23 protein-coding genes are annotated in these 24,337 nt (G+C 69.4%); 20 read left to right on the top strand and 3 right to left on the bottom strand.

Annotated elements, in window-relative coordinates:
* Positions 1-368: 368 nt before the first annotated feature.
* From ACFXJ5_RS09900 to ACFXJ5_RS09890, 3 genes are all read left to right on the top strand, one after another.
* A complete protein-coding gene (locus ACFXJ5_RS09900) occupies positions 369-1,214 on the top strand; it encodes a sulfurtransferase (protein WP_384629398.1) in 846 nt (281 codons plus the stop codon).
* Between the two features lie 22 nt (positions 1,215-1,236).
* Positions 1,237-1,527 carry a DUF1416 domain-containing protein gene (locus ACFXJ5_RS09895; RefSeq protein ID WP_384629396.1) on the top strand — a complete coding sequence of 97 codons (291 nt, stop codon included), beginning with the start codon at positions 1,237-1,239 and terminating at the stop codon, positions 1,525-1,527.
* 76 nt (positions 1,528-1,603) lie between these two features.
* Positions 1,604-1,861 (top strand): DUF3099 domain-containing protein, encoded by a 258-nt coding sequence (locus ACFXJ5_RS09890; protein WP_384629394.1) that lies wholly within the window; start codon positions 1,604-1,606, stop codon positions 1,859-1,861.
* Between the two features lie 19 nt (positions 1,862-1,880).
* Here ACFXJ5_RS09890 and ACFXJ5_RS09885 read toward each other — a convergent pair whose 3' ends face one another.
* Positions 1,881-2,246, bottom strand: a complete 366-nt coding sequence (locus ACFXJ5_RS09885) for a DsrE family protein (RefSeq protein WP_384629391.1) — start codon at positions 2,244-2,246, stop codon at positions 1,881-1,883.
* 167 nt (positions 2,247-2,413) lie between these two features.
* Between ACFXJ5_RS09885 and ACFXJ5_RS09880 the strand changes: the two genes are divergently transcribed.
* From ACFXJ5_RS09880 to ACFXJ5_RS09835, 10 genes are all read left to right on the top strand, one after another.
* Entirely contained in the window at positions 2,414-3,148 is a 735-nt protein-coding gene (locus tag ACFXJ5_RS09880) for a hypothetical protein (protein WP_384629388.1), read from the top strand.
* A gap of 482 nt (positions 3,149-3,630) precedes the next feature.
* On the top strand, positions 3,631-4,026 hold the full coding sequence (locus ACFXJ5_RS09875) for a hypothetical protein (protein WP_384629386.1): 396 nt from the start codon (positions 3,631-3,633) through the stop codon (positions 4,024-4,026).
* Entirely contained in the window at positions 4,023-4,853 is an 831-nt protein-coding gene (locus tag ACFXJ5_RS09870) for a hypothetical protein (RefSeq protein ID WP_384629383.1), read from the top strand. The genes ACFXJ5_RS09875 and ACFXJ5_RS09870 overlap by 4 nt, the downstream gene beginning before the upstream one ends.
* On the top strand, positions 4,850-5,827 hold the full coding sequence (locus ACFXJ5_RS09865) for a hypothetical protein (protein ID WP_384629381.1): 978 nt from the start codon (positions 4,850-4,852) through the stop codon (positions 5,825-5,827). The genes ACFXJ5_RS09870 and ACFXJ5_RS09865 overlap by 4 nt, the downstream gene beginning before the upstream one ends.
* 226 nt (positions 5,828-6,053) lie before the next feature.
* Positions 6,054-6,617 (top strand): FABP family protein, encoded by a 564-nt coding sequence (locus ACFXJ5_RS09860; protein WP_384629379.1) that lies wholly within the window; start codon positions 6,054-6,056, stop codon positions 6,615-6,617.
* 96 nt (positions 6,618-6,713) lie between these two features.
* Positions 6,714-7,799: an S-(hydroxymethyl)mycothiol dehydrogenase gene (locus ACFXJ5_RS09855; RefSeq protein WP_384629376.1), complete on the top strand. Its 1,086-nt coding sequence runs from the start codon at positions 6,714-6,716 to the stop codon at positions 7,797-7,799.
* Between the two features lie 91 nt (positions 7,800-7,890).
* Entirely contained in the window at positions 7,891-8,520 is a 630-nt protein-coding gene (locus ACFXJ5_RS09850; protein ID WP_384629373.1) for an MBL fold metallo-hydrolase, read from the top strand.
* 138 nt (positions 8,521-8,658) lie between these two features.
* Positions 8,659-9,021, top strand: coding sequence for a bifunctional 3-phenylpropionate/cinnamic acid dioxygenase ferredoxin subunit (locus ACFXJ5_RS09845; protein WP_384629370.1), 363 nt, complete (start codon positions 8,659-8,661; stop codon positions 9,019-9,021).
* Entirely contained in the window at positions 9,018-10,241 is a 1,224-nt protein-coding gene (locus ACFXJ5_RS09840; protein WP_384629368.1) for an NAD(P)/FAD-dependent oxidoreductase, read from the top strand. Before ACFXJ5_RS09845 ends, ACFXJ5_RS09840 begins: the two co-directional genes overlap by 4 nt.
* 91 nt (positions 10,242-10,332) lie before the next feature.
* On the top strand, positions 10,333-11,454 hold the full coding sequence (locus ACFXJ5_RS09835) for an aromatic ring-hydroxylating dioxygenase subunit alpha (protein ID WP_384629365.1): 1,122 nt from the start codon (positions 10,333-10,335) through the stop codon (positions 11,452-11,454).
* Between the two features lie 127 nt (positions 11,455-11,581).
* On the opposite strand, the gene ACFXJ5_RS09830 is transcribed toward ACFXJ5_RS09835, so the two are convergent.
* Positions 11,582-12,379, bottom strand: a complete 798-nt coding sequence (locus tag ACFXJ5_RS09830; protein ID WP_384629362.1) for an IclR family transcriptional regulator — start codon at positions 12,377-12,379, stop codon at positions 11,582-11,584.
* A 154-nt stretch (positions 12,380-12,533) separates the two neighbouring features.
* On the opposite strand from ACFXJ5_RS09830, the gene betA reads away from it, so the two are divergent.
* Both betA and ACFXJ5_RS09820 read left to right on the top strand, forming a co-directional pair.
* Positions 12,534-14,201, top strand: coding sequence for a choline dehydrogenase (gene betA / locus ACFXJ5_RS09825; protein ID WP_384629359.1), 1,668 nt, complete (start codon positions 12,534-12,536; stop codon positions 14,199-14,201).
* Positions 14,198-15,019, top strand: coding sequence for a 5,10-methylenetetrahydrofolate reductase (locus tag ACFXJ5_RS09820; protein WP_384629356.1), 822 nt, complete (start codon positions 14,198-14,200; stop codon positions 15,017-15,019). Before betA ends, ACFXJ5_RS09820 begins: the two co-directional genes overlap by 4 nt.
* Positions 15,020-15,079: 60 nt before the next feature.
* On the opposite strand, the gene purU is transcribed toward ACFXJ5_RS09820, so the two are convergent.
* Positions 15,080-15,952, bottom strand: coding sequence for a formyltetrahydrofolate deformylase (purU, locus tag ACFXJ5_RS09815; RefSeq protein ID WP_384629353.1), 873 nt, complete (start codon positions 15,950-15,952; stop codon positions 15,080-15,082).
* A 196-nt stretch (positions 15,953-16,148) separates the two neighbouring features.
* Between purU and ACFXJ5_RS09810 the strand changes: the two genes are divergently transcribed.
* From ACFXJ5_RS09810 to ACFXJ5_RS09790, 5 genes are all read left to right on the top strand, one after another.
* On the top strand, positions 16,149-17,624 hold the full coding sequence (locus tag ACFXJ5_RS09810) for an aldehyde dehydrogenase family protein (RefSeq protein WP_384629350.1): 1,476 nt from the start codon (positions 16,149-16,151) through the stop codon (positions 17,622-17,624).
* Positions 17,625-17,644: 20 nt separating this feature from the next.
* Positions 17,645-18,724 (top strand): glycine betaine/L-proline ABC transporter ATP-binding protein, encoded by a 1,080-nt coding sequence (locus ACFXJ5_RS09805; RefSeq protein ID WP_384629347.1) that lies wholly within the window; start codon positions 17,645-17,647, stop codon positions 18,722-18,724.
* A complete protein-coding gene (locus tag ACFXJ5_RS09800) occupies positions 18,724-20,697 on the top strand; it encodes an ABC transporter permease (RefSeq protein WP_384629344.1) in 1,974 nt (657 codons plus the stop codon). The genes ACFXJ5_RS09805 and ACFXJ5_RS09800 overlap by 1 nt, the downstream gene beginning before the upstream one ends.
* A gap of 14 nt (positions 20,698-20,711) precedes the next feature.
* The gene (locus ACFXJ5_RS09795; RefSeq protein WP_384629341.1) at positions 20,712-21,683 is read left to right on the top strand and encodes an ABC transporter substrate-binding protein; all 972 of its coding nucleotides are present in this window, start codon (positions 20,712-20,714) and stop codon (positions 21,681-21,683) included.
* A 193-nt stretch (positions 21,684-21,876) separates the two neighbouring features.
* Positions 21,877-24,333, top strand: a complete 2,457-nt coding sequence (locus tag ACFXJ5_RS09790) for an FAD-dependent oxidoreductase (protein WP_384629339.1) — start codon at positions 21,877-21,879, stop codon at positions 24,331-24,333.
* Positions 24,334-24,337: the final 4 nt, after the last annotated feature.

The raw sequence follows: 24,337 nt of genomic DNA, 5'->3' as shown, positions 1-24,337 counted from the left end.
GTCCGCAGGGTGAGACAGGGGAGTCCGGCCCGCAGCCGCCCGGCGCCCGGCGATCACCGACCCGGGCCTTCGAACGGGTGGGCGCCCGCCATCCGTATCACAATGCGGACACCGGCGTCCCGAATGGCGGACAGGCGGTGACACTACCCCGCTCGGTGCCTACGATCGAGGGCATGAAGCGACAGGCGGACCTTACGAAGCGGCGGGCAGTTGACCTGTGCCGCGTCGCCGCCATGCTCTGTCGCATGCGCTAGGCCTGCGCATTTCCCTGGCCGCCCTTCCCCCGTCGCGTAAGCGATAAGCGCCGCCGCCGCGCGTACCCGTCCGTACGCCGGCGAGATATCCGAACTGCCCCGGAGGAGAACAGCATGAGCCGCAGTGACGTCCTGGTGGACGCCGATTGGGTCCAGGCCCGGATCGACGACCCGAAGGTGGTCATTGTCGAGGTCGACGAGGACACGTCGGCGTACGACAAGAACCACATCAAGAGCGCCATCCGCATCGACTGGAAGAAGGACCTCCAGGACCCGGTGCGCCGTGACTTCGTCGACCAGGCCGGCTTCGAGAAGCTGCTGTCGGAGAAGGGCATCGCCAACGACGACACCGTCGTCCTCTACGGCGGCAACAACAACTGGTTCGCGTCCTACGCCTACTGGTACTTCAAGCTCTACGGCCACCAGGACGTCAAGCTCCTCGACGGCGGCCGCAAGAAGTGGGAGCTGGACTCCCGCGACCTGGTGGACGGCGCCGAGGTTCCGAGCCGCGCGGCCACCGAGTACAAGGCCAAGGCCCAGGACACCTCGATCCGTGCCTTCCGTGACGACGCCGTGGCGGCCATCGGCTCGCTGAACCTGGTCGACGTCCGCTCGCCCGACGAGTTCTCCGGCAAGCTGCTGGCCCCGGCCCACCTCCCGCAGGAGCAGTCGCAGCGTCCGGGTCACATCCCGACCGCGCGCAACATCCCGTGGTCGAAGTCGGCCAACGACGACGGCACCTTCAAGTCCGACGAAGAGCTCAAGGAGCTCTACGAGGGCGAGGGCGTGGACCTGTCCAAGGACACCATCGCCTACTGCCGCATCGGTGAGCGCTCCGCTCACAGCTGGTTCGTGCTGCACGAGATCCTCGGCCAGCCGAACGTCAGGAACTACGACGGCTCCTGGACCGAGTACGGCTCGCTCGTCGGCGTGCCGATCGAGCTCGGCGCGGCGAAGTAACAGGAAAAGGGAAGAGGACCATATGTGTGGAGCGAAGGCCGGCGGCCCGGACCTGGCAGGAGTTGACGTGGCGAGCGAGACGATCATCCAGGGTTCGGTGACCCGCGACGGCGAGCCCATCACGGGCTACGTCCGTCTGCTCGACGGCGGCGGCGAGTTCACCGCCGAGGTCCCGACCTCGGCGACCGGACAGTTCCGCTTCTTCGCCGCCCCGGGCACCTGGACGCTGCGCGCGCTCGTCCCGGGTGCGACGGTGGACCGTACGGTCGTGGCCCAGCAGGGCGCGGCGGCGGAGATCGCCATCGCCGTCTGACGGCAGCTGTACGCGTACGAGTACGTACGAAGGCCGCGCTCCTGCCGGGGCGCGGCCTTCGGCGTACCGTTGAGGCATGAGCGCGCAACGGCGGCATCGGCTCTACTTCGTCATGATGGGCAGCTGCGTCGGGCTCTTCGTCCTGGCGTGGGGCCTGGTACGCCTGTGGTCGGTCACGGCGGCCGTGGTGATGTGCGTCGTGGCGATGGTGATCCCGCCCTTCGCGGCGATCGTGGCGAACCGCAGGGACCCGGGGGAGCGCTGGTGGGACGAGTCCGGGGACTCCGAGTCCGACCGGTGGTGGCGGGAACTGGACGACAAGGAACACAAGTAGGCCGAGGCCGGCCGGTGCCTCAGTAGACGAGTGCCTGTACGCCGTCCGGCATGATCTCGCTGACGAAGACCTGGGCGCCCGCGATTCGTACGCCCTCCAGGACGTCCTTCTCGGTGATGTCGCGGCGGGCCGCGCACTGCGTGCACAGTGTGATCCGCCCGCCGCCCGCCATGATCCCGTCGATCAGCTCCGGCAGCGGCGCGGCGTGCGGCAGCTCGAACTCGGCGGCCTTTCCGGGCAGCGCGAACCACGCGGATTCGCCGGTCAGCCAGAGCGAGACCTCCACCCCGCTGGCCACCGCCACGGCCGCCACGGTGAACGCCTGCGAGCAGCGTTCAGGGGCGTCCGTGCCTGCGGTTACTTTGATCACGAGCTTCTTCGCCATGGTCCCCACCCTATGCGTGGGCTGTCTCACAGAAAAAAGACTGTCAAGAGGCTGCGTTCAGTCGACATAATGCGGTTCCGCTTGTTGCGCGTGGGGCGCGAGGGCGTTGTGTGATCGCCCGGGGGGGCCTTGTGGAAGCGCAGTCCGATTCGTTGGTTGTTCCGCCCATGCCAACGTACGCGCCGCCACCGCCACCGCCGCGCGGTCCCCGGCGCACCCCGCTGATCGCCGCCGCTGCGGTCGGCCTGGTGCTGCTGGTCGGCGCCACCGCCGGAACCGTGGTCGTCCTGGGGTCGTCGTCGTCCGACGGGACGGCGGCCGCCGCCGCGCCCAGCGCGAGCCCGTCCCCGGTGCCGACCTCCGCCGCGCCCACGCCGTCCCCGTCCCCGTCCAGCACGGTCACCGGCGCGGTGCGGAGCGGCGGCATCCACACCGGTGACCTCCGGTACTTCCTGCTGACGCCCCCGAAGGACGCCGAGATCTACGGCGACGAGGACGGCAGCGAGCTGTCCCGCTCCGAGGTCGCCGGCGGCTCCGCCTCCGTCAAGACCGCCCTGACGACCTACGGCTTCAAGGCCGGCGCGACCCGCACCTACCTCACCGCCGACGGCGACACCGAGGTCACGGTCGACCTCGCCCGCTTCTCCGGCCCGGCCGACGCCGCCGCCTTCTACAGCCGCTTCTACTTCAGCGGCACCCGCATCACCCTCGTCGGCAGCCACCCCGCGAAGGCGTACCGGCTCAGCTCCTCCTCCGCGGGGAGCACCGGCTCGGTGGTCGTCGTCTCCCACCAGGGCGACGTCCACCTCACCATCACCGTGACCGGGGCCAAGACCCCGGACCGCGCGCAGCTGCGAGCGCTTCTCGACCGCCAGTACCGCCGTCTGAAGACCGGCCGCTGAGCCGCCCGAGCCACGCAGCAGCCCCCGAACGACCCCCGTTCCGATCCACCTGTGGAGAACCCGTTGTCCCTGGACGCTCCCGTCCCCATCCCCGAGCCCCCTGTGGAGCCACCCGTGGTTCCGGATGCGGCTCCGACTCCGCCCCGGCCCCCACGCCGCCGGGGCCGTACGACGCTGATCATCGCCGTCGCGGCGATCCTCGGCGTCCTGGCCGGCGCCGGCGCCGGCTACCAGATCCAGTACCAGCGCCCCGACACCCCGCTCCCGCCGCTCGCCCAGGCCAAGCTGAAGCAGCCCACGGGCGCGGCCCCGGCCGCCAAGCCGCTCACCGCTGCCGAGGACACCCTCGTCACGTACGACGGCGACCTGCGGAAGTACCTGCTCAAGAAGCCCAAGGGCGCGAAGGACTGGACGATCCCGTCCGGCGACAACGGCTGGCTGTCGCTGTACGACTACGCCGATACGTACAACGAGCCGACTACATGTTCAACGAGCTCGCCGGCAACGGCTTCCGCCGAGTGGCGGCCACAACCTGGACCAGCGGCAGCTACCGCAGCTGGACGTCGACCGAGATCCAGCTCATCCAGTTCCGTGACGACAAGCAGACCTTCGCCGTCGACATGCTCAGCGAACAGCAGGACTACATGTCCGAGAAGAAGTACGCGGGCAACCACGGCAAGGAGATCCCGGGCTCGGTCGACGGCTACGCGTGGGTCTACTCCAAGCCCGACACCAAGGCCGGATACCTGCCCGAGTACACGGCTCGCGCGCTGGTCAGGCACGGCAACATCGTGATCGACATCTGGTACTACACGGCCCGGCCGATCAGCATGAAGACCATCCAGTCCCTCGCCAAGCGGCAGTTGGAGCGACTGTGACCGACGAGACGACCAATCTCCCCCCTGAGCCCGCGCCTGAGCCCGTGTTCGTTCCCGAGCCTGCGCCGGCTTTCCTTCCCGAGCCGCCGAAGAAGAGCCGCAAGGGCCTCGCTCTCGCCCTCGCCGTCGTGCTCGTCGGCGTCGCGGCGGGCGGTGGCATCGGCTATGCCGTGCTCAAGCACCAGCAGGACGACAAGAAGCAGGCCGCCTCCCAGCCCTGGAAGGCGCCCACCCCCAAGAAGACCGGTGAGTACGGAGCCCAGTCCGGCGGAAGCCACTACGGCACCCTCGGCAAGCTGCTGTTGCCCATGCCCGACGGCTACACGGCGGGCCCGGACATCGCCGAGTACGGCAACGACACCGAGCTCAGCGGCACGCGCGCGGTCACCCTGATGAAGGACTCGTACCGCGACCTGTCCGCCAAGCAGCGCAAGGCCGCCCGCAAGGCCGTCGACCAGTTGCACATCGAGGGCATCGGCATGCGTACGTACGCCGGCAACAGCGGCGACCTGGTCATCGAGACGCAGATCGTCCAGATGAAGAACAAGCAGGCCGCCCGCAGCATGACCGACTTCTACTCCGCCTTCACCAAGGCGCTGGGCATCTACCGCAACGGCCCGAAGATCTCCGGCCACGACAAGGCCCGCTGCATCCTGCCGCCCAAGACGCCCGGCGACAAGCTCGACTGGATGACCTGCCAGGCCACCGAGGGCGACCTCCTCATCACCATGACCGCCACCGGCACATCGCCTTTGGACAAGACGAGCGCCGCGGACCTGCTCAAGAAGCAGCTCGACCGCGTCCAGGACCCGGGAGAGTCCGCATGACGACCGAGAACGTTTCGCACACGGCCGAGCCGAAGTCGGAGCCCGCGCCCGTCGCGGAGGCAGCGCTCGAGCTGGAGCCCACGGCCACGCCGGTGCCGGAGCCCGCGCCCGTCGCGGATGAAGCGCCCGCGCCGGAGCCCACGGCAACGCCCGTGCCGGAGCCCACGCCTGGGCCGGAGGATGCCCCGAACCCCTGGGCGGCGCCCCCGGAGCCGGCGGCGCCGAAGGACCGCAGGGTGCTGCGCGCGGTGCTGCGGTGGACGGCGGCCGTGGTGGTGTTCGCCGCGCTGGGCGGGGCGGCGGCGTATGGCGTGACGCAGCCGAGGCGTACGGACATCCCGGGTTTGCAGACGCCGGACGACGGGCGCTGGACGTACCACGCGCTGAAGCTGCCGAAGCTGCCGGCCGGGAAACCCCGGGCGCTCGACGCGGACAACAACCCCGCCCTCCGGCACTACGTGGACGTACGGTCGTTGCTGCTCCCGGCCCCGGCCGGGGCGAAGCTGGACAAGACCTTTCCGGGTCGCGACGGCTGGCTTCCCACCAGCGGGTTCCTGAAGCTGTTCCAGAAGGACGGGCGGAAGGACCTGGCGCTGCGGATGGACCAGGACACGCTGCGCCACATCGCGGCGCGAGCGTGGACGATGCCGGACGGCACGCGCGCGGAGATCTATCTGCTCCAGTACACCAGTGGCGCGTACGCGATGCGCTCGCAGAGCGACATCTCCGATAACGGCGTCTTCACCGAGGCGACGGTCGCCTCGTATGACGCTCAATTCTCGACCGTCGGAGTCCCGGACACGATCATCACCAACGTCTACAACGAGGACAGGCCGCGCGGCACGAACCACGTGCGCTACGCCTTCCTCACCTCGGGCGACACCGTCGCCCTGGTCTATCTGTCCAAGAAGGGCAGCCAGCCCGAGGTGCCCTTCCGCCAGGCGGTGCTTCTCCAGGCGCAGCTGCTGGGCTGACCCGGGCGGACCCGACCGGGCCACGCGGGGGCGGCGCACCTCACTGCGCCGTCCCCGGGTGGGGCGACTAGACTCGTACGCGGTCCGTTACCGCCCCGCCTGCCCGAGGAGCTCCACCCGTGAGCATCACGTACTTCTTCGACGCCCTGCTCGTCCTGGTCTGCGTCGGCGTCGCCGCGTTCTCCGTTCTCGCGGTGAAGAAGCTCTACCAGGGACAGCGCTGAACATGATCGAGATCCCCTCCGACCTGCACCCGGAGCTCGTGCCGATCGCCTTTCTCCTGGGCAACTGGGAAGGCGCGGGAGTCTTCGACTTCCCCGGCGACGAGAAGTGCAACTTCGGCCAGGAGGTGACCTTCACCCACGACGGCCGGCCCTTCCTGGAGTACGTGTCCAAGACCTGGGTGCTGGACGGCGAGGGCAAGAAGGTCCGGCCGCTGGAGAACGAGGCCGGCTTCTGGCGGATCGACAAGGACCGCAAGGTCGAGGTCACCACCACCCGCGACGAGGGCGTCGTCGAGATCTGGTACGGCGAGCTGGCCGAGGGCAAGCCGCAGATCGACCTGGTCACCGACGCCGTGGCGCGGATCCCGTCCGCCCCGCACTACAGCGGCGGCAAGCGGCTGTACGGGTACGTCAACAGCGACCTGATGTGGGTCGCGGAGAAGACGACGCCGACCGTGCCGCTGCGCCCCTACATGTCGGCGCACCTGAAGAAGGTCGTCGACCCGCGGGAGTGGGCGAAGGACCTCAAGGATCTCCCGGACGACGGAATCGCCTTCTTCCGCTGAGTGTCGCGGTCCTTGACCACTGTGTCCGCTTCCCGGATGCTTTCGTTGCGGCACGCGCGCTGCGTGCCGCGATAAGCAACCAGCCGAGGAGCACCCATGGCTCACCAGGTCCGTGCCGTCGTCGCCCGGGAGAAGGGCGCCCCCGTAAGTCTGGAAACGATCATCGTGCCCGACCCCGGGCCGGGCGAGGCGCTGGTGAAGATCCAGGCCTGCGGGGTCTGTCACACCGACCTCCACTACCGCGAGGGCGGCATCAACGACGACTTCCCCTTCCTCCTCGGCCATGAGGCGGCCGGCGTGGTCGAGTCGGTCGGCGAGGGCGTGACCGACGTGGCCCCCGGCGACTTCGTGATCCTCAACTGGCGCGCGGTCTGCGGCCAGTGCCGGGCCTGCCTGCGCGGCCGCCCCTGGTACTGCTTCAACACCCACAACGCCAAGCAGAAGATGACCCTGCTCGACGGCACCGAGCTGTCCCCGGCCCTGGGCATCGGCGCGTTCGCCGAGAAGACCCTCGTCCACGCAGGCCAGTGCACCAAGGTCGACCCCGCCGCCTCCCCGGCCGTCGCCGGGCTGCTCGGCTGCGGCGTCATGGCGGGCATCGGCGCCGCGATCAACACCGGCAACGTCGGCCGCGGCGACTCGGTCGCCGTCATCGGCTGCGGCGGAGTCGGCGACGCGGCCATCGCGGGCGCCCGGCTGGCCGGCGCGGCGAAGATCATCGCGGTCGACATCGACGACCGCAAGCTCGAGACGGCCAAGAAGATGGGCGCGACCCACACCGTCAACTCCCGCGAGAACGACCCGGTCGAGGCCATCCAGGCGCTGACCGGCGGCAACGGCGCCGACGTCGTCATCGAGGCGGTCGGCCGCCCGGAGACGTACAAGCAGGCCTTCTACGCCCGCGATCTCGCCGGCACCGTCGTGCTGGTGGGGGTGCCCACGCCGGACATGAAGCTGGAGCTGCCGCTGATCGACGTCTTCGGGCGCGGCGGCTCGCTGAAGTCCTCCTGGTACGGCGACTGCCTGCCCAGCCGTGACTTCCCGATGCTGATCGATCTGTATCTGCAGGGGCGCCTCGACCTGGGGGCCTTCGTGACGGAGACGATCGCCCTGGACGACGTCGAGAAGGCGTTCGAGCGGATGCACCACGGTGACGTTCTGCGGTCGGTGGTGGTCCTGTAGGGCCTCCAGGGGGCAAGCCCCCTGGACCCCCGAACGCCGGACGGGCTGAATTCCGGCGACGTACAGAACCGAACTCGGCGGTGAACCTCGCATGACTGCCCGCATCGACCATCTGGTCACCAGCGGCACCTTCTCCCTTGACGGCGGTACCTGGGACGTCGACAACAACGTCTGGATCGTCGGCGACGACAGTGAGGCGATCGTCATCGACGCCGCCCATGACGCCGACGCCATCGCGGCGGCGGTGGGGGATCGGCGGCTGGTCGCGATCGTGTGCACGCACGCCCACAACGACCACATCGACGCCGCCCCCGCGCTGGCCGCGCGCACCGGTGCGCCGGTTCTGCTCCATCCGGACGACCTGTTCCTGTGGAAGCAGACCCACCCCGACCGCTCCCCGGACGGTGAACTCGCCGACGGGCAGGTGCTCTCGGTGGCCGGCACCGAGTTGACCGTTCTCCACACCCCGGGCCATGCGCCGGGGGCGGTGTGCCTGTACGCGCCCGCGCTGGGGACCGTCTTCACCGGCGACACGCTGTTCGCGGGCGGGCCGGGGGCGACGGGCCGTTCCTTCTCGCACTTTCCGACGATCATCGACTCGATCCGGGAGCGGCTGCTGACGCTGCCGTCCGACACGGTCGTACGTACCGGACACGGTGACGGCACGACTGTCGGGGCCGAGGCGCCGCAGCTCGACGAGTGGATCAAGCGCGGTCACTGACCCCGCTGAACTGGCCTTTCGTACGTCAACCGCCCCACGCTGTGGGGCGGTTTTCGTTTCTCTTGACAGGGGGTGGGGGCGCCTCCAAACTGTTGTTGCGCTTACCGCAATCAGTTTCGTCATACGCACCGAGGTGTCATGAAGATTCCCGTGTGCCGGCTCGCGGATCTGCCGCGAGGCGAGGCCTACCGGCTCGAAATCGACCCGCCTGTCTCGGTGTTCCACACCGATGACGGAGAGGTCTTCGCCATCGACGACACATGCACTCACCAGGACGCCTCGCTCGCGGACGGCTGGCTGGAAGGGTGCGAGGTCGAATGCCCGCTGCACGCGTCGAAGTTCGACCTGCGCACCGGTGCGGTCGACTCGCCGCCCGCCAAGCTGCCCGTCCGTACGCACCAGGTCGTGGTCGAGGACGGCATGATCTACGTCGAGCCCTCGCAGGCCGCGCCCAACCTGCCGCCCTGCGTCGGCGCCCGGCTCGCCGGGGGTCCCGCGTGAGAACGGTGGCCGTGGTGGGGGCCTCGCTCGCCGGTCTGTCGGCCGCCCGCTCCCTGCGCAAGCAGGGGTTTGACGGGCGGCTTGTCATCGTCGGCGACGAGCTCCACCGGCCGTACGACCGGCCGCCGCTCTCCAAGGAGTTCCTGGCCGGGACGATGGCCGAGGCCGACCTCACCCTGGAGGCGGACGGCGAGGACCTGGCCGCCGAGTGGCTGCTCGGCGTACGGGCCACGGGCCTGGACCGCAACGAGCGCCTGGTACGCCTGGCCGACGGCACGGCGGTTCGCGCCGACGGCTTCGTCATCGCCACCGGCGCCGCCGCCCGCACCCTGCCGGGCAGCGAAGGCCTTGCCGGCGTCCATACGCTGCGCACCCTGGACGACGCCCTCGCACTGCGCGCCGACCTCGCTCGTGGGGGCCGCCTGGTTGTCATCGGCGGCGGCTTCATCGGTGCCGAGGTCGCCTCGACCGCGTACGCCCTCGGGCTGGACGTCACCGTCGTCGAGGTGGCGCCGACCCCGCTGGCCGGGCCGCTCGGCGAGGCGATGGGCGGCGTCGTGTCCTCGCTGCACGCGGACCACGGCGTACGGCTGTTGTGCGGCGTCGGGGTGAAGGGGCTGAGCGGGGGAGATCGCGTGGACGCGGTCCTGCTGGCGGACGGCCGCAGCCTGCCCGCCGACACGGTCGTCGTCGGCGTGGGCGCCCGGCCGAATGTGGAGTGGCTGGAGGGCTCCGGCATCGCGCTGGAGAACGGCGTCACGTGCGGCGCCGACGGCCGCACCAGCCTGGCCGCCGTCGTCGCGGTCGGCGACTGCGCCAACTGGTACGACCCGCTCGCCGGCGCCCACCGCCGCGTCGAGCACTGGACCGGTGCACTGGAACGGCCGGCCGCCGCCGTGGCCGCCCTGCTCTCCGGGGGTACGGCCGAGCCGGGACCCGTGAGGCCGCCGTACTTCTGGTCGGACCAGTACGGCGTACGTATCCAGTTCGCGGGCCACGCCGCCGTCGCCGACAGCGTCACGGTGGAGGAGGGGGCGGCGGACGACCGCAGCTTCCTGGCGGTCTACCGCCGGGCCGGGGAACCGGTCGCGGTGCTCGGCATGAACCAGCCCCGGCTGTTCATGCGCTGGCGCAAGCAGTTGGCTCAGGCGGCTTCGATCGATTCGGTCGCTTCGACCGACTCGGCGGCTTCGGTCGCTTCGGCCGTCGTGAGGTCTTGACACCGGCGTTTCCCGCCCCACATTCTGCCTGAAAGCAGTTGCGTACTGCACATCGCGTTGCTTATCGCACAACGCCTGGAGGAGTGCCCACGTGACATCGCCCAGCCTGCCGGACAGCCTGATCGCCACCCTCTCCGGCTCCTACTACACCGACCCGGGGATCTTCGCCCAGGAGCAGGAGCGCATCTTCGAGACGATGTGGTTCTGCGTCGCGCGGGCGTCGGAGCTGGACAAGCCCGGTGCCTTCCGGACCGTCGAGGTGGGCCGGGAGAGCATCCTCGTCACGCGCTCGCGGGACAACGCGATCCGGGCCTTCTTCAACGTCTGCCGGCACCGTGGCGCCAAGCTCTGCACCGAGGAGACCGGCGAGGTCAAGCGGGCCTTCCAGTGTCCGTACCACGCCTGGACGTACGACCTCACGGGCAAGCTGATCGCCGCCCCGAACCTGACCAAGATGCCCGACGTCGGCCGCACCGAGTACGGCCTCGCCCCCGTCCACGTACGGGAATGGCTGGGCTACGTCTGGGTCTGCCTGGCCGAGGAGCCGCCCTCCTTCGAGGAGCAGGTCATCGGCGCGGTCGTGACGCGGCTGGGCGACGTGGAGTCGATCGAGCGCTACGACATCGACAGCCTGGCGGTCGGCAAGCGGATCGTCTACGACGTCAAGGCGAACTGGAAGCTCATCATCGAGAACTTCATGGAGTGCTACCACTGCGCCACGATCCACCCCGAACTCACCGAGGTGCTGCCGGAGTTCGCCGACGGCTACGCCGCGCAGTACTACGTCGGCCACGGCGCGGAGTTCGGTTCGGACGTCCAGGGCTTCACGGTCGACGGCTCGGAGGGCCTGGACCGCATACCCGGCGTCTCGGAGGACCAGGACCGCCGCTACTACGCGATCACCGTCCAGCCGCAGGTCTTCATCAACCTCGTGCCGGACCACGTGATCTTCCACCGCATGTACCCGGTCGCCGCCGACCGCACGATCGTCGAGTGCGACTGGCTCTACCTGAAGGACGTCGTGGACAGCGGCAAGGACGTCAGCCGCTCCGTCGAGCTCTTCGACCGCGTCAACCGGCAGGACTTCGACGCCTGCGAGCGCTGCCAGCCCGCCATGAGCTCCCGCCTCTACGCCAAGGGCGGCGTCCTGGTCCCCAGCGAGCACCACATCGGCGCCTTCCACGACTGGATCAAGCAGATGCTGGGCGGTTAGGGGCGCGGGGCCCCTCCCTCTGCGCCTCTCGCGGGCGCTTCGCCGGCTTCGAGCCGTGCGCGACCTGGGGGCACCTCCCGGCCGAAGGCTGGGGGACCACCACGAGCCTGAGCTTTGCCCACCGGCCTCAGCCGAGGTACCCCATCCGGTGGCTGATCTCGCCGGCACCCTTGATCAGTACCGGCGCCAGCTCGTGCATCCGCTCCTCGGTGAAGCGGTAGGAGGGGCCGGAGGCGCTGACCGCGGCGATGACGTCGCCGTCGCGGGAGCGTACGGGCGCGGCCATGGCGTGCAGGCCGATCTCCAGCTCCTCCAGGGTCCAGGCGTAGCCGCGGTCCCTGGCCTCGGCGAGGTTCTTCTCCAGCTTGGTCTTCGAGGTCAGGGTGTGCGGCGTGATCTTCTCCAGGCCCGCGTCGGACAGCAGCTCGGCGCGCTCCCGGGCCGGGAGGTGGGCGAGCAGGATCTTGCCGCTGGAGGTGGCGTGCAGCGGGGTGAGCTGGCCGACCCAGTTGTGCGCGGTGACGGCGCCGGGGCCGCGTACCTGGAAGAGGTTGATCGCGAACTGTTTCTCCATGACCGCGATGTTGACGGTCTCCTCGATCTCCTCGGCGAGGCGTTCGCACACCGGGCGGCCCTGCTGCGTAATGTCGATACGGCCGGTGACTGCGCCGGCCAGTCGTACGATCCCGAAGCCGAGCCGGTATTTCCCGCGCTCGCCGGCCTGCTCCACCAGGCCGCGTGCCTCCAGGGCGCCCAGCAGCCGGAAGGCGGTCGACTTGTGCACGTCGATCTCTCCGGCCACTTCACTCACACCGGCCTCGCCGCGCTGGGCCAGGATCTCCAGGACGCTGATCGCGCGGTCGACGGACTGGACTCCGCCGGTCTGCGATCCCGCCGTTTCGTTATCTGCGCTGAAGTTGCTCACAGCGAAACTATACGCGCGGTAAACAACAGCCCGGTAGGAAACGAATCGGAAACCTCCGGCGCCCAAGTTGCGTGGCGCGCAACCTGGTGCGTATAGCGATACTCGTACTAGCATGCCCCGCATATCGACGGCGCGATCGGGAAGCGAGAGGTCCATGGCTCCCTTGCAGTACGACTACGTCATCGTCGGCGGCGGCTCAGCAGGCAGTGCGCTGGCCAACCGGCTCTCCGCCGATCCGGCCAACAAGGTGCTGGTCCTGGAGGCCGGCCGCCCGGATCACCGGTGGGATGTCTTCATCCAGATGCCCGCCGCCCTCACCTTCCCGATCGGCAGCCGCTTCTACGACTGGAAGTACGAGTCCGAGCCCGAGCCACACATGGGCGGCCGACGCGTCTACCACGCCCGGGGCAAGATCCTCGGCGGTTCCAGCAGCATCAACGGCATGATCTTCCAGCGCGGCAATCCGCTGGACTACGAGCGCTGGGCCGGCGACCCCGGCATGGAGAAGTGGGACTACTCCCACTGTCTGCCCTACTTCCAGCGCATGGAGAACTGTCTCGCCGCCGACAAGGACGACGAGTTCCGTGGCCACGAAGGCCCCCTGGTGCTGGAGCGCGGCCCGGCCACCTCGCCGCTCTTCCCCGCGTTCCTGCAATCGGTCCAAGAGGCCGGCTACCCCCTCACGGACGACGTCAACGGCTACCGCCAGGAGGGCTTCGCCCGCTTCGACCGCAACGTCCACCGGGGCCGTCGCTACTCAGCCTCCAAGGCCTACCTGCATCCGGTCATGAACCGGCCCAACCTGACGGTCAAGACCCGCGCCCTGGTCACCAAGGTGCTCTTCGAGGGCAAGCGGGCCGTCGGCGTCGCGTACGAGCACGGCCTCGGCAAGAAGAAGCAGCAGCACGAGGTGCGGGCCGGCGAGGTCATCCTCTGCGGCGGCGCCATCAACTCCCCGCAGCTCCTCCAGCTCTCCGGCGTCGGCAACGCGGAGGAGCTCCAGGCGCTGGGCATCCCGGTCGTCCACGACCTCCCCGGTGTCGGCGAGAACATGCAGGACCACCTCGAGGTCTACGTCCAGTACGCCTGCAAGCAGCCCGTCTCCATGCAGCCGTACATGGCGAAGTGGCGGGCGCCCTTCATCGGCCTGCAGTGGCTCTTCCGCAAGGGCCCGGCCTCGACCAACCACTTCGAGGCCGGCGGCTTCGCCCGCAGCAACGAGGACGTCGACTACCCGAACCTGATGTTCCACTTCCTGCCGATCGCGGTCCGGTACGACGGTTCCGCGCCGGCCGGCGGGCACGGCTACCAGGTGCATGTGGGGCCGATGTACTCCGACGCCATCGGCTCGGTGAAGATCAAGAGCAAGGACCCGCGCGAGCACCCGGCGCTGCGCTTCAACTACCTCTCCACCGAGCAGGACAAGCGCGAGTGGGTCGAGGCCATCCGGGTCGCCCGCAGGCTGCTCAACCAGCCCGCCATGGAGCCGTACAACGCCGGTGAGGTCTCTCCGGGGCCTGAGGTCGAGACCGACGAGCAGATCCTGGAATGGGTCGCCAAGGAGGGCGAGACGGCCCTGCACCCGTCCTGCACCTGCAAGATGGGCACCGACGAGATGGCCGTCGTCGACCCCGACAGCATGAAGGTCCACGGCGTCGAGGGCCTGCGGGTCGTGGACGCCTCGGTCATGCCCTACGTCACCAACGGCAACATCTACGCCCCGGTCATGATGATCGCCGAGAAGGCCGCCGACCTCATCCTCGGCAAGGACCCGCTCCCGGCCTCCAAGGCGGAGTTCTACCGGCACCGCGACCCGCGTTGAAGCAGTTGCTGAGCCGGGTCCGCTACGAAGTCCTCCCGACCACGTCGACGGAGGACAAGGTCCTCGCCCATGTCCCGCGCGACGTGGTGATCACGGTCACCGCGTCGCCGGTCAAGGGCCTCGACCCCACGCTGGACCTCACCGTCCGGCTGGCCTCCCACGGCTACCGCGTCGTCCCGCACATCCCCGCCCGGCTGCTGCGGGACGGCGCGCACGTCGCGGAGGTCGTCGAGCGGCTCCGCGCGGTGGGCGTGGACGACGTCTTCGTCCCGGCTGGCGACGCGGACCCTCCGGCGGGCCCGTACGAGGGCGCCCTGCCGGTGCTGCGGCGGCTCGGCGAGCTGGGCAGCCCCTTCACACACGTCGGTATCACCGGCTACCCCGAGAGCCATCCCCTCATAGCCGACGACATCACCATCCAGGCCATGTGGGACAAGCGCGCCCACGCCACCTACATCGTCAGCAACCTCTGCTTCGACCCCCGCGTCCTGGGCGACTGGCTCACCCGGGTCCGCCGCCGCGACGTCACCCTGCCGGTGCACCTCGGCGTCGCCGGGCCCGTCGAACGTACGAAACTCCTCGCCATGGCCACCAGGATCGGCGTCGGCGAATCCACCCGCTTCCTCGCCAAGCACCCCTCCTGGTTCGTCCGCCTCGCCGCCCCCGGCGGCTACTCCCCCGACCGCCTCCTCACCCGCACCGCCCCGGCGCTTGCGGCACCTTCCGCGGCGGTGGCGGGCCTCCACGTCTTCACCTTCAACCAGATCGCCGAGACCGAGCGCTGGCGCCGCGACATGCTGGCGCGCGCCGGGGGTTGATGCCCCCGGCGCGTCCGGCGATTGTGTACGGCCCGCGGCCACGGCCGCGTACGGCTCCCGTCAGCGGAAGACGACGGTGCGGTTTCCGTCGGCCATGACGCGGCTTTCGCTGTGCCACTTGACGGCGTGGGCGAGGACCTGGGCCTCGACGTCGCGGCCGACGGTGACGAGCTCGTCGGGGTCGAGGGAGTGGTCGACGCGGACGACGTCCTGTTCGATGATCTGGCCTTCGTCGAGCTCGGGGGTGACGTAGTGGGCCGTGGCGCCGACGAGCTTGACGCCGCGGTCGTAGGCCTGGTTATAGGGGCGGGCGCCCTTGAAGCTGGGGAGGAAGGAGTGGTGGATGTTGATGGCGCGGCCCTCGAGTTGCTTGCAGAGGTCGTCGGAGAGGACCTGCATGTACCGGGCGAGGACGACGAGCTCGACGTCGAGTTCGCGTACGAGTTCCAGGAGCCGGGCCTCGGCCTCGGGCTTGGTCTCCTTGGTGACCGGGACGTGGAAGAAGGGCACGCCGTAGGTGTCGGCGAGGCTCTCGAAGTCGCGGTGGTTGGAGACGATCGCCGGGATGTCGATGTTGAGCGCGCCGGTGCGCTGCCGGAAGAGTAGGTCGTTCAGGCAGTGGCCGAACTTCGAGACCATGATGAGGGTGCGGGTCGGCGTGGCCGCGTCCCGGAGGGTCCAGCGGATGCCGTAGGCCTCGGCGACGGGGCCGAATCGGTAACGCAGTGTTTCCGGATCGGTGTTTGGATCGGAAACGTCGAAGTGGACCCTCATGAAGAACCGGCCCTTGAGCCGGTCGTCGAACTGCTGGCTCTGAAGGATGTTGCCGGAGTTCCGTACGAGGAAGCCGCTCACCGCGTGGACGATGCCGGCCCGGTCCGGGCACGAGAGGGTGAGGACGTACTCGTGGCCGGGTTGCGGTCGAGGGGACATGTGCGACCTCCGCTGGTGCGTAATGAGCAACAGGGTGAGTGATACGCAACATGGTCCGGTCCCGTGCCACCCGCGGTCAAGGGGTGAAACCCGCTGGCGTCAACCCCTTGACGTATGCCCCTCATTCGGACAGGGTGTTCCACCACAAGCAATTCGATGCGCAATGCGCAACGAATTCGGCTGAAGGGCTCCTCGCGTGGCAGACCTGTACCTGGACGGTGAGTGGCACGACCCGATTGCGGGCGGCCGCCGGGAGATTCGCTGCCCCGCTGATGGAACCCTGTCCGCGACCGTGTCCGAGGGCACCCGGGCGGACAGCGAGATCGCGATCATCGCAGCCCGCCGTGCCTTTGACGAGGGCCCGTGGCCGCGCACGCCGGAGCGGGAGCGCGGGGCGCTGTTGCTGAGGGTGGCGGACCTCCTGGAGCGGGACGCCAAGGAGTTCGCGCGGGCCGAATCGCTCGACACCGGCAAGCGGTTGGTGGAGAGCGAGTACGACATCGCCGATGTCGTCTCCTGTTTCCGCTACTACGGCGGCATAGCCGGCACCAGCGCCGGCCGGGTCATCGACACCGGCCGGGACGACGCCATCAGCAGGGTCGTCTACGAACCGATCGGCGTCTGTGGCCTGATCACCCCCTGGAACTACCCCCTCCTCCAGACCTCCTGGAAGGTCGCGCCCGCCCTCGCCGCGGGCAACACGATCGTCCTGAAGCCCAGTGAGCTGACCCCCTCCACCTCGATCCTGCTCATGCGGGCCCTGGAAGAGGCGGGTCTGCCCGCCGGAGCCGCCAACCTGGTCCTGGGCACCGGCCCGGAGGTCGGGGCGCCGTTCTCCGAGCATCCGGCCGTCGACATGGTGTCCTTCACCGGCGGGCTGGAGACCGGTAAACGGATCATGGCGACCGCCGCCGCGAGCGTGAAGAAGGTCGCGCTGGAGCTGGGCGGCAAGAACCCCAACGTCATCTTCGCCGACGCCGACTTCGAGACGGCCGTGGACTTCGCGCTCACGGCCGTCTTCCTGCACTCGGGCCAGGTCTGCTCGGCCGGGGCCCGCCTGATCGTCGAGGACTCGCTCCACGACGCCTTCGTCGACGAGGTCGTACGCCGGGCAGGAACGATCCGCCTCGGCGGGCCCTTCGACGCCGAGGCCGAGACCGGCGCGCTGATCTCCGCAGCCCACCGCGACAAGGTCGAGGCCTACGTCGCCGCAGGCATCGCCGAAGGCGCCGTACTGCGCTGCGGCGGCGCCCGCCCCACCGACCCCGCGCTGAAGGACGGCTTCTACTACCCGCCGACCGTCCTGGACGAGTGCACCCAGGACATGCGCGTCGTGCACGAGGAGTCCTTCGGCCCGGTGCTGACCGTCGAGCGCTTCCGGGACGGCGACGAGGACGATGCCGTACGCATCGCCAACGACACGGAGTACGGACTCGCCGGCGCCGTCTGGACGCAGGACGCGGGCCGGGCCCAGCGGGTCGCCCGGCGGCTGCGCCACGGCACCGTATGGATCAACGACTACCACCCCTATGTGCCGCAAGCTGAATGGGGTGGCTTCGGGCACTCGGGCGTGGGCCGGGAGCTGGGACCTGCCGGCCTGGACGAGTACCGCGAGCCCAAGCACATCTGGCAGAACATCCAACCGCAGCCGCAGCGCTGGTTCCGCGGCTGAAGCCCGAAGAGAGGTCGACAGTGACCCCAACCGATACTGAGGTGTCGCAGCGGCGCGACGCGTCCCAGGATCAGGACCGGACCCCGGTCGTCTCCGTGCGCGGGCTGTGGAAGGTGTTCGGCCCCAAGGCCGAAAAGGTGCCGGACTCCGAGGAGTTGAGCGGCCTGTCGCGCCGCGAACTCATGGACCGCGCGGGCTGCACGGCGGCCGTGCGGGACGTGAGCTTCGATGTGTCGCCCGGTGAGGTCTTCGTCGTCATGGGTCTGTCCGGCTCGGGCAAGTCCACCCTCGTGCGATGTCTGACCCGGCTGATCGAACCGACCGCCGGCCAGGTCGTCTTCGAGGGTGAGGACATCCGCGACGCCGACCCCAAGCGGCTGCGCGAGCTGCGCCGCCGCAAGTTCTCCATGGTCTTCCAGCACTTCGGGCTGCTGCCGCACCGCCGCGTCGTCGACAACGTCTCGTACGGTCTCGAGATACGCGGCATGGGCAAGGCCGAGCGCACCAAGCGGGCCCTCGAGGTCGTCGAGCTGGTCGGCCTGTCCGGCTACGAGAACTCCTACCCCGACCAGCTCTCCGGCGGTATGCAGCAGCGCGTCGGCCTGGCCCGGGCGCTCGCGGGCGACCCGGACGTGTTGTTCTTCGACGAGCCGTTCTCCGCGCTCGACCCGCTGATCCGCCGGGACATGCAGAACGAGGTCATCCGCCTGCACCACGAGGTCGGCAAGACGATGGTCTTCATCACCCACGACCTGTCCGAGGCGCTCAAGCTCGGCGACCGCATCCTGATCATGCGCGACGGCAAGATGGTGCAGTGCGGGACCGGCGACGAGCTGGTCGGCGCCCCGGCCGACGACTACGTGCGCGACTTCGTCAGCGAGGTGCCGCGCGCCGATGTGCTGACCCTGAAGTGGATCATGCGCCCGGCCGGTCCCGACGACGCCCTCGACGGGCCGGAGCTCGGGCCGGACGTGGTCGTGCGGGAGGCCACCCGGGCCGTGCTGGCGGCCGAGAAGCCGGTGAAGGTCGTCGAGAACGGCAAGCTGCTGGGCATCGTCGGCGACGAGGAGATTCTGTCGGTCATCGCGGGCGGTGCGTGATGGCAACCATCGCGGAGGCACCCGCGAAGCTCGGGTCCGTACGCGCGGTCAGCCGCCGGGTCGTGATCGCCGGGATCCTGGTCGGCTGGCTGGTGGTCTTCGCCGTGCTGCGCGGCCATCAGACGCTGACGCTGGCGGCGGCCGACCTGACCGATCTGCACCGCTGGTTCAACGACGTCAACGACTCCATCGGCGCCGACCGCAACTCCAACCCGCTCTTCCTCTACTTCTTCAACGAGATCCGGCTGGTCATCGACAACCTGGTGACCTTCGTCCAGTCGCTGATCTCCCAGCCGTCCGCCGGCCGCCCGGTCCCCACCATCGGCTGGCTCGGTGTCGTCGCCATCGCCGGTTACGTCTCCTGGGCCTTCGGCAACTGGCGGGTCGCGCTCCTGGCGATGGCCGGCTTCACCTTCTTCGGGCTGCAGGGCCTGTGGCAGGAGAGCATGGACACCCTGGCGCTGACCCTGTCGGCGGTCTTCGTCGCGCTCCTCATCGGCATCCCGCTCGGCGTGTGGGCGGGTCTGTCCGACCGGGTGAACCGCGTACTGACGCCGTTCCTGGACTTCATGCAGACGATGCCCACCATCGTCTACCTGGCCCCGCTCACCCTCTTCTTCCTCATCGGCCCGGCCTCCGCGGTCATCGCCACGGCGATCTACGCGGCTCCGCCCGCGATCCGGATCACCGCGCACGGCATCCGCTCGGTCCCCGAGACGACCGTCGAGGCGGCAGACTCACTGGGCTCGACCCGGCGGCAGACGCTGCTGAAAGTCCTGCTGCCGATGTCCAAGCGGACGGTGGTGATGGGCATCAACCAGACCATCATGGCCGCCCTGGCCATGGTCACCATCGCCGCTCTGATCGACGCCCCCGGGCTGGGCAAGACCGTCATGAACGCCCTGCAGTCGCTGGACGTCGGCACGGCCTTCAACGCCGGCCTCGCCATCGTCATCATGGCCATCGTCCTGGACCGCGTCACGACCGCGGCGAGCGTGCGAGCCGAGGCGGCCCGGCGCTCGCCGAGTCGCTTCGCCCCGTGGCGCAAGCAGCTGCTCGTGGCGGGCGGCGTGCTGGCGGCGGTCGTCGTCTACGTCTCGCACACCTACGTATGGGCGGCCGAGTTCCCCGGCGAGGGAAGCGCAGGCAGCTCCATCGCGAAGGCGGCGGACAGTGTCACGACATGGGCCCAGGACAACCTGTCGGGCGTCACCAACGCCGTGCGTGACGGCATCACCAACGGCCTGCTGAACCCCTTCCAGACGCTGCTGACCGACTCCCCGTGGTGGCTGGTCGGCTTGGTTCTGATCGCCCTCGGTGTGGTGCTCGGCGGCTTGCGGGCCGGCGTCACGACGGTGGTGTGCGTCGGACTGCTGGTCGGCACCGGCCTGTGGTCGGACGCCATGACCACGCTGGCCTCGACCGCCGTGGCGACGCTGCTGGTGATGGCGCTCGGCATCGTGTTCGGCGTCTGGATGGGCCGCAGTGCCATGGCCGACCGGGTCATCCGGCCCGGCCTGGACGCGGCGCAGGTCATGCCGCCGTTCGTCTATCTCGTGCCGTTCCTGGCACTGTTCGGCGCGACGCGCTTCACCGCGATCGTCGCCGCCATCGTCTACGCCGCACCCGTCACGATGAAGATCATCGCCGACGGGGTGCGGGCCGTGCCGGAGACCACCGTCGAGGCGGCCACGGCAGCCGGGTCCAACACCTGGCAGATCATCACCAAAGTCCAACTGCCGATGTCACGCAGCGCCCTGACTCTCGCGACCAACCAGGGCCTGATCTACGTGCTGTCGATGGTTGTTGTGGGCGGCCTGGTCGGTGCGGGCGCCCTCGGCTACGACGTCGTGGCCGGTTTTTCGCAGGGAGAGCTGTACGGCAAGGGGCTGGCGGCGGGACTCGCCATCGTACTGCTCGGAGTCATGTTCGACCGGATTACTCAGGCAGCGGCGCGACGCAGCAGGGCATAAGGAGAGCACGGACCATGGCAACGCAAGCAAGACACTGGCTGGCCCCCGCGGCCGGTATAGCGGCCCTCGGCCTCACCCTCACCGCCTGCGGCGGCGCGAAGGTCGGCGACACCTCCTCCGGCGCCGGCGCCAGCTCCGGCAAGTGCGGCACCTTCAATCTGGCGGTCAACCCGTGGGTCGGCTACGAGGCGGACGCGGCGGTCGTCGCGTACGTCGCAGAGAAGAAGCTCGGCTGTACGGTCAAGAAGAAGGACCTCAAGGAGGAGATCGCCTGGCAGGGCTTCGGGACGGGCGAGGTCGACGCCGTCCTGGAGAACTGGGGCCACGACGACCTCAAGAAGAAGTACATCACCCAGCAGAAGACCGCCGTCTCGGCCGGCCAGACCGGCAACAAGGGCGTCATCGGCTGGTACGTACCGCCGTGGCTGGCGAAGGCCTACCCGGACATCACCAGCTGGAAGAACCTCAACAAGTACGCCGCCAAGTTCAAGACCTCCGAGTCGGGCGGCAAGGGCCAGCTGCTGGACGGCGACCCGTCGTACGTCACCAACGACGCGGCGCTGGTGACGAACCTGAAGCTGGACTACAAGGTGGTGTACGCGGGCAGCGAGACCGCGCTCATCCAGGCCTTCCGGCAGGCCGAGAAGAACAAGCAGTGGGTCATCGGCTACTTCTACGAGCCGCAGTGGTTCCTGTCCGAGGTGCCGCTGGTCAAGGTCAATCTGCCCGCGTACAAGACGGGCTGCGACGCCGTGGCGTCGAAGATCGCCTGCGACTACCCGGTGTACAACCTGGACAAGATCGTCAGCTCGACGTTCGCCAAGTCGGGCAGCCCGGCCTACAGCCTGGTCAAGAACTTCTCCTGGACCAACGACGACCAGAACCTCGTGGCCAAGTACATCGCCGTCGACAAGATGTCGGACGACGCGGCCGCGAAGAAGTGGGTCGACGCGAACCCCGACAAGGTCGCTGCCTGGCTGAAGTAAGGCAGTTGCCTAACGCTCAGGTTAGGGATTTGCCTAACGAACCATGTGCCCGGCGGGCTGCCGTGACAGCCCGCCGGGCACATGCGTTCTGCCCTCTTGACACCCCCCGGAGGGACAGGCACATTGAGTTGCGCAACCTGAAGCTTGTTGCGCTGACAGCAACTGAGACTGCTTTTTAGGCGGAGGTGCGGCGATGGCGGGACCCCGAGTGGTCATCATCGGAGCGGGCGTCGTTGGGGCGGCGCTGGCGGACGAACTGTCCGCCGCGGGCTGGACCGAGATCACGGTCGTCGACCAGGGCCCGCTCCCGGCCACCGGGGGATCGTCCTCGCACGCGCCCGGCCTGGTCTTCCAGACCAACTCGTCCAAGACGATGACCGAGCTGGCCCGCTACACCGTCGAGAAGTTCTGCTCCCTCGACGTCGACGGCCAGCCCTGCTTCCTCCAGGTCGGCGGCCTCGAAGTGGCCACCACCGAGGCGCGCCTCGCCGAACTGCACCGCCGCCACGGCTGGATCACCGCCTGGGGCGTCGAGTCCCGGCTGCTGAGCCCCGACGAGTGCGTCGAGCTCCACCCCCTCGTCGACCGCTCACGCGTCCTCGGCGGCCTCCTGGTGCCCACGGACGGCCTCGCCAAGGCCGTCCTCGCGGTCGAGGCGCAGATCCGGCAGGCCACCGAACGAGGCGTACGGTTCCTGCCCCGCCACGAAGTCCTCGACGTGCTGCAGGAGGATGGCCGGGTCACCGCCGTCCGTACCGATGTCGGCGGCGACATTCCCGCCGACATCGTCGTGTGCTGCGCCGGCATCTGGGGCCCGAAGATCGCCCGCATGGTCGGCATGAACCTGCCGCTCACCCCGCTCGGCCACCAGCTCGCCTGGACCGGCCCGGTGCCCGCCCTCGCGGGCCAGACGGAGGAAGCGGTCCGGCCGATCCTGCGCCACCAGGACGCCGACCTCTACTACCGCGACCGCTTCGACCGCATCGGCATCGGCTACTACGGCCACCGCCCCATGCCGGTCTCCGCCGACGACATCCTCTCCGTGGACGCCGCCGACTCGGCCGAGGGCATGCCGTCCGTCCTGAAGTTCACCGAGGACGACTTCGCGGACGCCTGGACCGAGACACAGGCGCTGCTCCCCGCCACCCGCGAGGCCAAGATCGAGGAGGGCATCAACGGCCTCTTCTCCTTCACCACCGACGGCCTCCCGCTGCTGGGCGAGTCGCCGGACGTGCTGGGCTTCTGGGTCGCCGAGGCCGTCTGGGTCACCCACTCCGCCGGCGTGGCCCGGGCCGTCTCCGAGTGGCTGGTCGACGGCCACTGTTCGTCCTTCGACCTGCACGAGTGCGACGTCAACCGCTTCGAGCCGCACCAGCTCTCCCCGGAGTACGTCCTCGCCCGCGACTGCCAGAACTTCGTCGAGGTCTACGACATCCTCCACCCCCTCCAGCCCTCCGGGGACCCCCGCCCGATCCGCACCAGCCCCTTTTACGCCCGCCAGCAGGAGCTGGACGCCTTCTTCCTCGATGCGACGGGCTGGGAGCGCCCCCAGTGGTACGAGTCCAACGCGGGCCTGGTCGACGGCCGTTCGATCCCGACCCCCAACGACTGGGCCGCCCGCTACTGGTCCCCGATCGTCGGCGCCGAAGCCCAGGCCACCCGCGAGACCGTCGCCATGTACGACATGACCGCGCTCAAGCGCCTCGAAGTGACCGGCCGGGGCGCCGGGCGGTTCCTGGAGCGGCTGTCCACCGGGAAGGTCGACAAGTCCGTCGGCTCGGTCACGTACACCCTCCTCCTCGACGAGGACGGCGGCATCCGCAGCGACGTCACCATCGCCCGCCTCGCCCGCGACCTCTTCCAGGTCGGCGCCAACGGCAACCTCGACCTCGACTGGTTCACCCGCCACCTCCCCGACGACGGCTCGGTCGCCGTCCGCGACATCACCCCCGGCACCTGCTGCATCGGCCTCTGGGGCCCGCTGGCCCGCCAGGTCCTCCAGCCCCTCACCGACTCCGACTTCTCCAACGACGGGCTCAAGTACTTCCGCGCCAAGCGCGCCCACATCGGCTCCGTCCCGGTCACCGCGATGCGCCTGTCGTACGTCGGCGAGCTCGGCTGGGAGCTCTACACCACCGCCGACCTCGGCCAGAAGCTCTGGGACACCCTGTGGGCCGCCGCCCAGCCCCTCGGCGGCATCGCCGCCGGCCGCGGCGCCTTCAACAGCCTCCGCCTGGAGAAGGGCTACCGCTCCTTCGGCACCGACATGACCTATGAGCACGACCCGTACGAAGCCGGGGTCGGCTTCGCCGTCAAGCTCGACAAGGACGTCGACTTCATCGGCAAGGCCGCGCTGATCCGCCGCAAGGCCGACGTGAAGCGCCGCCTGACCTGCCTCACCATCGACGACCCGAGCGCGGTCGTCATGGGCAAGGAACCGGTCTACGACGCCGGCGGCCAGGCGGTCGGCTACGTCACCAGCGCCGCCTACGGCTACACCATCGGCAAGGGCATCGCCTATGCGTGGCTCCCGGCGGAACTGGCCACGCCGGGCCGTGCCGTGGAGATCGGCTACTTCGACCGGCGCATCGCCGCCCAGGTCGCGGAAGAGCCCCTGTTCGACCCGACGATGTCCCGCCTGCGTGGCTGATCAG

It is taken from the genome of Streptomyces sp. NPDC059373 (genome assembly GCF_042751495.1).
Taxonomy (GTDB): Bacteria; Actinomycetota; Actinomycetes; order Streptomycetales; family Streptomycetaceae; genus Actinacidiphila.
Note: the sequence above shows the minus strand (reverse complement) of the source record. Positions and strands in the feature narration are given on the sequence as shown.